This is a genomic window from Salinicola sp. 4072, from assembly GCF_036663415.1.
In the GTDB taxonomy this organism is placed as follows: domain Bacteria; phylum Pseudomonadota; class Gammaproteobacteria; order Pseudomonadales; family Halomonadaceae; genus Salinicola; species Salinicola salarius_A.
The window spans coordinates 1-7,911 of the sequence record NZ_JAXOVV010000049.1 but is presented as its reverse complement, the minus strand read 5'-3'; the positions used below and the strand labels follow the sequence as shown (position 1 = coordinate 7,911).

The window sequence follows — 7,911 nt, the reverse complement described above, 5'->3', positions numbered from 1 at the left end:
GCATCGCGGCGAACCTGAAGTATCTCACTGATTTGGTTAATAGTATGGCCTTGGTCACTCAGTAGAATGGCATGCGCCCGACGACGGAGAGCGCGCTTCTCGCCATGGTGATAGGCGGAGGTCAGCGCCTGTTGTTCAGGTTCAGTGAGAGGGGCAACGAAGCGTTTTTCCATGGTTCTGTCCGTGTCAGAAATCCTGGCATGGATATTACACGAAAACTTTAGATCAGGTACTTAGAAGTCCTGGCGGCGCGCTTCGTCGGCGAGATGGCGCTCGAACTGCTCCATGTCGCGCTTGTTGCGCACCGGCTTGAACAGATCCCACAGCTGATCGTGACGCTGAGGCAGCTTGCGGATCTCCTCGCGGACATCGTGCACCGTCCCAGTGAGGTCCGCCGCTTCATAGCCCTCGAAGGCGTTGTAGGTGGTCAGCGCGCTGTCGAGCTCGCCGAGCAGGCCTTCGTAGTCGATGACGAAGCCGAATTGCTTCTCCGTATACCCTTCCTCGAAGAGTCGGTTCACGCGCGCGATGGCCTGCAAAAGATTGTGCTCCTTGAGCGACTTGCAGACATAGAGCACGGTATTGCGCGGTGCATCGAAGCCGGTGAGCAGCTTGGAGACCACGATCAGGATTTCCGGATCGCCCGAGCCTTTGAAGGCCTCGACGATCTCGCGATTGTAGGCCTCCTCGGTTTTGTACTGCGCCATCATCTTCGCCCAGAAGTCGCGCACGAGATCTCGGGCGTCCTGGTCGATCTCTTCGTGACCCTCGTTGTCGTCCGGCGGCGAGATGACGATGGCGCTCGAGACATGACCGATCTCGTCGAGCACTGCCTTGAAGCGGACGGCGGCGGCCTTGGAGGGCGCGACGAGCTGTGCCTTGAAGCCGGTTCCCTGCCAGTGCTGGCGATAGTGTTCGGAGATGTCGAACGCCTTGGCGCGGATTGCCTGCTCGGTTTTGTTCAGTGCATCCATGCGCGAGAACTTGCGCTTCAGATCGCGGCGCTGATCCTCGCTCAAACCAACGCTGATCTTGTCGAACCAGCGGTCGATCACCTGCCCCGAGACCTGCTGCTCGACCAGCCTGCCCTCATAGAGCAGCGGCACCACGGATTCGTCGGCCACCGCTTCGTCGATGCCATAGCGATGGATCAGCCGGCCGAAGGTCTGTAGCGTGTTTTTCTCTTTCTTCAGCAGCGGCGTACCGGTGAAGCCGAGATAGCAGGCGCGGGCCAGCTGCTGTAGCGCCGGGGTGCCGTCGGTGAAGCCGGAGAAGTTGTCGCGGCTCTTGGTCTCGATCATCAGCTTGGCGGCTTCGCGCCAGCTGTCCAGCGTGTCGCAGTCATAGGGCTTGCCCAGCGCACCGCAGGCGGCGCCGATGGCCACCTGGCCGTCGCCCATGATGGCGAACGGATAGTCGGGATTGACCTCCGGGTCGAACATCAGCGACCAGCTGTTGGGAGCGTCCGGGAAGGTGTCGGTGTTGTAGATCATGCCTGTCGTGCCCCACTGGTAGGGCGCGGAGTATGCGGAACCCGGGTCGAAGCTCGGATCCTGGAACTGCTCCTTGACGTTGGCAAGGTTGGGAATCTTCGCGTGGTCGAGCTTCTGGACCAGGCCCGTCTCGATCAAGCGCGGCACGTAGTAGTTGGAGGGGACGATGATGTCGTACTGGGACGCGCCGCCCGCGTTCAGCTTGGCGAACATCTCCGGCAGCGAGTTGTAATAGTTCTGCACCACCTCGACGTCGTACTTCTGCTCGAACGCCGTGATGATCTCGGGGTCCATGTACTCGGTCCAGTTGAACAGATAGAGCTTCTCTTCCGCGGCCTGTGCGCCGGTTCCCAATAGCAGGCTGCAGAAGGCAACGGCGGCGGCAGTCTTGGTGTGCTTAGACATGGGCTTTTTTCCGGTTCATCGCACTTTGCCGGGAAAGGCGGCACGGATCTTCAGGAAGAAGTACGCCGTGTCGCGGTACCCGTAGGCCATCCGTTTGATGACCTTGATCCGGTTGTTCATGCCCTCCAGCACACTGGTGTTCAGCCGATGGCGGGCACTGGAGACGATCCCCTCCAGATAGGGCTCCAGCTTCCTGGCGAAGTGCACCAGGGCGTCAATGCCACTGCCGAGGGCCATGTCAGCCCACTCCTGCCAGGCGCTTCGGGCGGTGGTCTCGTCGTCGGCAAACCACAGCGTCTTGAGCTGGTCCTTGAGCACATAGACAGTGGTCAGTGACGCATTGGCAGCCAGCAGCTCCTCGAGTTTCACCGCCTGCTCGGGTTTGAGATTGTCGGCGTTGCGCAGCAGCAACCAGCGGCTACCTTTGACCACCTTGCGTGCCACCTTGTCGTCCCGCAGCTGGTTGGCCTGATCGACACGCACCCGGTCCATCACCTCACGTCCGTATTTGGCCACCACATGGAAGCGGTCATAGACCACGACGGCGTTGGGACACTGATCCTTCACCTCCAGGTCGAACGCCGAATTCATGTCCATGGCGACGGCTTCGATCTGTTTTCGGGCATCGCCCAACCATTCGAAGAAGGGACGGATCGCCTCGCGGGAGCGGCCTTCACCGACCCACACCACCTGTTGGGTATCGGCACAGGCGACCACGGTGGCATAGCGATGGCCCTTGTGCAGCGCGAACTCATCCATCATCAGCCGGCGTAGGCGTGTCCTGTCCGGTTCTGGCAGGTCGCGTTGCAGACGCCGCTTGTCGATCGCCTTGACGGTATGCCAGTGCAGGCCGACCAGATCGGCGACATGACGGATAGGCAGCAAGTTCACCAAGCGCTCTACCCACTGGCGTAGTGTCTCGGTGACGCCAGATCGGCCCGGCAGCCAGTCGATCCGCTCACGTGTCGGGCCGCAGGTAGGGCAACGTAGTCGTCTGACCGGGATATCGAGCTCGACCCGGTAGGTCAGCAATGGTGCCTCGCGGACACGCCGGTGATGCACATCATGCACGAGGAAGCAGGCATGACCACAGCCGCTGCAGACCGGGATCTGATGGGGGTCGGGTTCCAGGCGTATCCGCAGCGACAAGTCATCGAGGCATTCGTGAGACGTGGGGAGGAAGCCTTTCCAGAACAGGTTCCAGACGCTAGCATTCATGGTGACGGCGGTATCCCCGGTGAGTGGCTGAGGTTTGTGGTGAACATCAGCTTATCTGGATTTACCGCCGTTTCTCTATCCTGTCTGATTCACGCTAATCTGCGAAGAACCTTAAAATGGGGGGTTACCGGTCGACTTTTCAGTTTGATTTCAGTTGCACCGGGTAGCATCAATAATCGAGTCACGAACGCAAGAAGCTGTATATACATGGTTTTAGGAGCAACCTATGAGCGATAGACATTTCTATGCAGGTATGTCCAGGCGGCGCCTGATCCAGGGGGCTGCCGCAATGGGCCTTCTCGCCGGTTTTGACAGCCTGATGCCGGCGTTTGCCAGGGGCAATCTGGACAACTCGAATGTTTATCATACCGTGCGTGACGGCGCCGATGTCTATGATCTGACGATCGCACGAACGCCTCTCACGATCGGGTCCAGACTCTCGAAACAGCCTATTACCATCAATGGCACGCTGCCTGCGCCCCTGATTCGGCTCAAGCAGGGCCGCGAAGCGATCATGCGTGTGACCAACACCCTGGCCGAGGCAACGTCCATTCACTGGCACGGCCTGATACTGCCATATCAGATGGACGGTGTTCCAGGCGTCAGTTTTCCGGGCATCATGCCGGGCGAAACCTTCGAGTACCGTTTTCCGGTCGAGCAGCACGGCACCTACTGGTATCACAGCCATTCCGGGCTTCAGGAACAGCTCGGCCACTACGGACCGATTATTATAGACCCGGCTGAGCCGGAGCCAGTCGCCTATGACCGTGAATACGTTGTGGTTCTCTCCGACTGGACCTTCGATTCTCCCGGCGACGTCTTCCGCAACCTCAAGGTGTTTGAAGGTTATTACAACTATAACCAGCGCACCGTTGGCGATTTCTTCAAGGATGTCGAAACCATGGGTTGGAGTGCCGCGTGGAGCAAAGCCGGCATGTGGGGCAGAATGCGAATGAGCCCCCGGGATATCCTGGATGTGACCGGTTCTGAATACACCTACCTGATGAATGGATCGCCCTCCGCCAGCAACTGGACCGGGCTGTTCCGTCCCGGCGAGAAAATCCGCCTGAGATTCATCAACGCCTCGGCGATGACCTACTTTGATGTCCGTATCCCGGGACTTCCAATGACGGTTATTTCCGCCGACGGCCAGCCAGTGCAGCCGGTCGAGACCGACGAGTTCCGCATTGGCGTGGCCGAAACCTACGACGTTATCGTGGAGCCAACGGACATGGCCCATACCGTGTTTGCACAGTCCCAGGACCGGTCCGGGTTCGTGCGCGGCACACTGGCCAGCCGGAAAGGGCTGGAAGCCCCGGTGCCTCCCATGTACCCGCGCACTGAACGGGGCATGGCGGCCATGGGAATGGGCGCCATGGGCAAGAATGGTGGCCAGGCAATGCACGGCGGCACGGACATGGCCCACGGCGACATGGCGGGGGATTCGGGCGGTATGAATATGAACATGGATCATACCCGGATGAGCATGGACGCCTCGCCTGACAAACCGGGCCTGAGCCCGGTTCCAACTGCGGGGCGCCCGGTATCCCATGGCCCTGATAATCACGGTCCCGGGGCGGCCATGGTGGCTTCCAGCCCGCAATCGCGTCTGGATGACCCTGGTGTAGGCTTTGAAACAGCCAACCATCGGGTGCTGACTTATTCCCAGTTGCAGAGCATTGAGGGCTGGCCCGACAAGCGCCCGGCCGAACGCGAGGTGGAACTGCACCTTACCGGCAATATGGAACGTTACATGTGGTCGTTCGACGGCAAAAAGTTCTCTGAAGTCGATGGCCCGGTCAAGTTCTACCATGGCGAGCGCCTGCGATTGATCCTCGTCAACGACTCGATGATGGATCACCCCATTCACCTGCATGGCATGTGGATGGAACTGGAAACCGGTGCAGGTGAATATCGTCCACGCAAACACACGATTTCCGTCAAACCCGGCGAGCGTGTATCCGCGCTGATCACAGCGGATGCACCGGGTGACTGGGCTTTCCATTGCCACCTTCTGTACCACATGGACGCAGGCATGTTTCGTGTCGTGTCGGTCGTTTAACGGGATAGGGGATGAACATTATGATGAATCGCATCAAGTGGGTTGTGGGTGCCTCAGCCTTAACGCTTGCCTCGGGAGCCGGCGCCGCCGGTACTGGCGTTCAGGCCGAACCGGACTGGACGCTGCCGATACACGACAACCAGGTGTTTGGCCAGGTTCTGTTTGACCGGATGGAATACCAGCGTGACGGCGACAACGAATTGGCCCTGTGGGACGCCCAGGCCTGGATTGGCACGGACCAAAAGCGGCTCTGGATTGAAACAGAGGGTGAGACGAATCTGGCCACCGAGGCTGGCGACATCGAAAACTTTGATGCTCAGTACAGCTATCGCCTGGCCCCCTTCTGGGACATACAGACAGGGCTGGGCGCTCAGGCAACCTTCGGCCCGGGCCAGAACAAGGAGCGTTATTCGGCACTTATCGGCCTGCAGGGCCTTGCCCCCTTCTGGTTTGAGGTGGATACCAACCTCAGGGTGACGGAAGACGGCGACCTGTCGTATGATTTCGAGGCCGAATACGACTGGTTACTGACCCAAAGGCTGATTCTGCAGGGCAGGGGGGAAACCCTGGTGGCCTTCAGTGATGTCGAGGAATGGGGAGTCGGTAGCGGGATCAATAATGTTGGCCTGGGACTCCGGCTGAGATACCACTTTTCCCGGGAGTTCGCTCCTTACGTTGGTGTTTCCTATACACGCTACCTGGGCAACACAAAGGATCTCCGTGAGCGCGAGGGGGAAGACGTCGAGTCCTCCAGCTTCGTGGCGGGCGTCCGGTGGTGGTTTTAGTACGATAATGCCCAGTAGAAAAGGCTGGCCCCTTTGCGTGGGTCAGCTAGTGTCCTCATTTGGAGGATTTCGTCAAAATCATTGCCGACCTTCCGCATGTTCGGCTCAATGACAAACGGCCGGACTAAGGCCCGGCCGTTGTATCAGATCATGAAATTACACGTTGATCAGTAACTGATATTGACCATAGCTACGACCTTATAGGTATCCTCCGGGTCATCTCCGTAGAAGTCTCCCATGAAACCGTAAGAACCGCGGAGGCTGATGTCATACACGCCGGCAAACTTTTTACCAAGCTGAGCAGCGACTTCAGTACCAAGGGTTGAGCCGTTGGCCTGAGCAGCGCTGTCGGGCGCGTCGTCGGCAGCGCGGAAGTATCCTGTGCCGTACTTCAGGTAGTAGTCGTTGGAAAGTTCCTGATCACCCGAGACCATCAGCCCCATCAGACCGTATCCCTTGTAAGCTGCGTCATAAACTGACTTGGCCCCCTGGGAACCATTGTTGTAGTAGTAGTCTGTTCCGAAGATTTGCAGATTATCGCCGGACAGCTCGTAGCCCGTATCGTTTTCTGCAAAGCGATCGGCACCGTTGCTGCTGTCGTCTGCCGGAATGTAGATACCGTGGACCTTGAGGCTTGCATTGTCCCAATGCCTCTGGGCATACAGATTCAACATGTACGTGTCGCCATCTGTTGCGTCAGAGTCACGCCCGGACGACTTTTTGTAAAGTACCGAGCCGCTATAGGCCATTTTGTTAAAGGTAAAATCGGCGTAGGCACCGAAATAGTTGTCATCCGTTCGAGCCGCCGTACCATTCACATCAGCCTGACTGCTGTTGCTGATCTGAGCCCCGGTAAGGCCGTAGTGGAAAACCTCGCTGGGATGAAGTTCGGCACTCAACATGTAGAAGTCCACGTCGTCCGCAGAATCTTCATCGTTTTCTTCCCACTTGAACCAGCCACCTGTCAGCGTGGCCATACCAACATTGCCCGCAAAGGAGACGCCACTCATGTCGTCGTTGGTAACAAAGCTCTCGTACTTGCCGAAGCCATACCCCTGGACGCCCGCTCGCACCTTCCAGTCGCTGTTCGGCACCTTCAGTTCAGCGTAGGCATTTTTGGTCTCAACGCCAACGCCGTCGGCGCTGAGTTTGCCGCAATTGTCACCCTGGCAGCTTCCCTTCTCACCCCAGGGAGAATCGAACTCACCGTACCAAACCAGGCTCACGTTATCGTTGAGGTCGCCGGTGATCTTTGCACGCAGGCGCTGGTCAACAAAAGCATCACTGTTATCGTCGGTCGTATCTAGGCTTTCTGAGGTCGCCTGCAGGCGGTAATAACCGTTCACCGTGAAGGGGGAATCGCCTTTCTTGAGCTCTTCCACTTCAGCCGTCAGTTGATTTATTTCATCCTTCAGGTCTTCTACGGTTGGTGACGCACGCCCGACCGGCTCCGCGGCCAACGCCGGTGTTGCTACTAAAGCTATCGCCAGCGGAGCGCTTATTGATTTGAAGATTTTGCTCACGTGAAACTCCTTATTTTAATTTTCATATCGACAACGATTTATTGCCTCAATATGGATGTGCCAGTTAAACGGCACTTAATCTTGACGCACAAAGCTTGTAGTGGTCAACTGAAACGAACCTGAATTTTCAGCTAAATTTCATTTTCCCGATTTTCGTACTGACATCCCCACCCGTCAGACTGTCAGACCTGACGACGCATCAAAGAGGCTATTTCGCCCCCAGCGCCCATCTTGGAGAGGTGCTATGATTGTGAAGTGACCCCCTCCAGAACTGCACAGGGTATAGTGCAGCCATCAGCCCGCCTCATTCACGAGGGTGCTGATTGAGCGGTCTGAAGGTACTGACTGGTGGCATCGCTTATCAGGATCGGCTTCTTCAGCGCGAATAGCTGTTGAGTAATGCCAAAACGCTGAAATTTCCCCGC

6 protein-coding genes are annotated in these 7,911 nt (G+C 57.8%); 2 read left to right on the top strand and 4 right to left on the bottom strand.

The window, feature by feature from the left end; translation table 11 throughout:
* The 3 genes from R3F72_RS18095 to R3F72_RS18085 all read right to left on the bottom strand — a co-directional run.
* Positions 1-173: helix-turn-helix domain-containing protein (locus tag R3F72_RS18095; RefSeq protein WP_332780423.1), on the bottom strand; the 173-nt coding region annotated here is incomplete at its 3' end.
* A gap of 60 nt (positions 174-233) precedes the next feature.
* Complete coding sequence (locus R3F72_RS18090) at positions 234-1,898, bottom strand: extracellular solute-binding protein (protein ID WP_332780422.1); 1,665 nt, start codon at positions 1,896-1,898, stop codon at positions 234-236.
* A 15-nt stretch (positions 1,899-1,913) separates the two neighbouring features.
* The gene (locus R3F72_RS18085) at positions 1,914-3,116 is read right to left on the bottom strand and encodes an ISL3 family transposase (RefSeq protein WP_087720778.1); all 1,203 of its coding nucleotides are present in this window, start codon (positions 3,114-3,116) and stop codon (positions 1,914-1,916) included.
* Positions 3,117-3,342: 226 nt separating this feature from the next.
* Between R3F72_RS18085 and R3F72_RS18080 the strand changes: the two genes are divergently transcribed.
* Both R3F72_RS18080 and R3F72_RS18075 read left to right on the top strand, forming a co-directional pair.
* Complete coding sequence (locus R3F72_RS18080) at positions 3,343-5,178, top strand: copper resistance system multicopper oxidase (RefSeq protein ID WP_332780421.1); 1,836 nt, start codon at positions 3,343-3,345, stop codon at positions 5,176-5,178.
* An 11-nt stretch (positions 5,179-5,189) separates the two neighbouring features.
* Complete coding sequence (locus tag R3F72_RS18075; protein WP_332780420.1) at positions 5,190-5,963, top strand: copper resistance protein B; 774 nt, start codon at positions 5,190-5,192, stop codon at positions 5,961-5,963.
* A gap of 167 nt (positions 5,964-6,130) precedes the next feature.
* Here the strand turns inward: R3F72_RS18075 and R3F72_RS18070 are convergent, their stop codons facing one another.
* Positions 6,131-7,486, bottom strand: a complete 1,356-nt coding sequence (locus R3F72_RS18070; protein WP_332780419.1) for a hypothetical protein — start codon at positions 7,484-7,486, stop codon at positions 6,131-6,133.
* Between the last annotated feature and the right edge of the window lie 425 nt (positions 7,487-7,911).

What these genes read in the sequence shown, in the direction of transcription:
- R3F72_RS18090 (WP_332780422.1), bottom strand. Translation starts at nt 1,898, where the DNA reads ATGTCTAAGCACACCAAGACTGCCGCCGCCGTTGCCTTCTGCAGCCTG.
- R3F72_RS18085 (WP_087720778.1), bottom strand. Translation starts at nt 3,116, where the DNA reads ATGAATGCTAGCGTCTGGAACCTGTTCTGGAAAGGCTTCCTCCCCACG.
- R3F72_RS18080 (WP_332780421.1), top strand. Translation starts at nt 3,343, where the DNA reads ATGAGCGATAGACATTTCTATGCAGGTATGTCCAGGCGGCGCCTGATC.
- R3F72_RS18075 (WP_332780420.1), top strand. Translation starts at nt 5,190, where the DNA reads ATGAACATTATGATGAATCGCATCAAGTGGGTTGTGGGTGCCTCAGCC.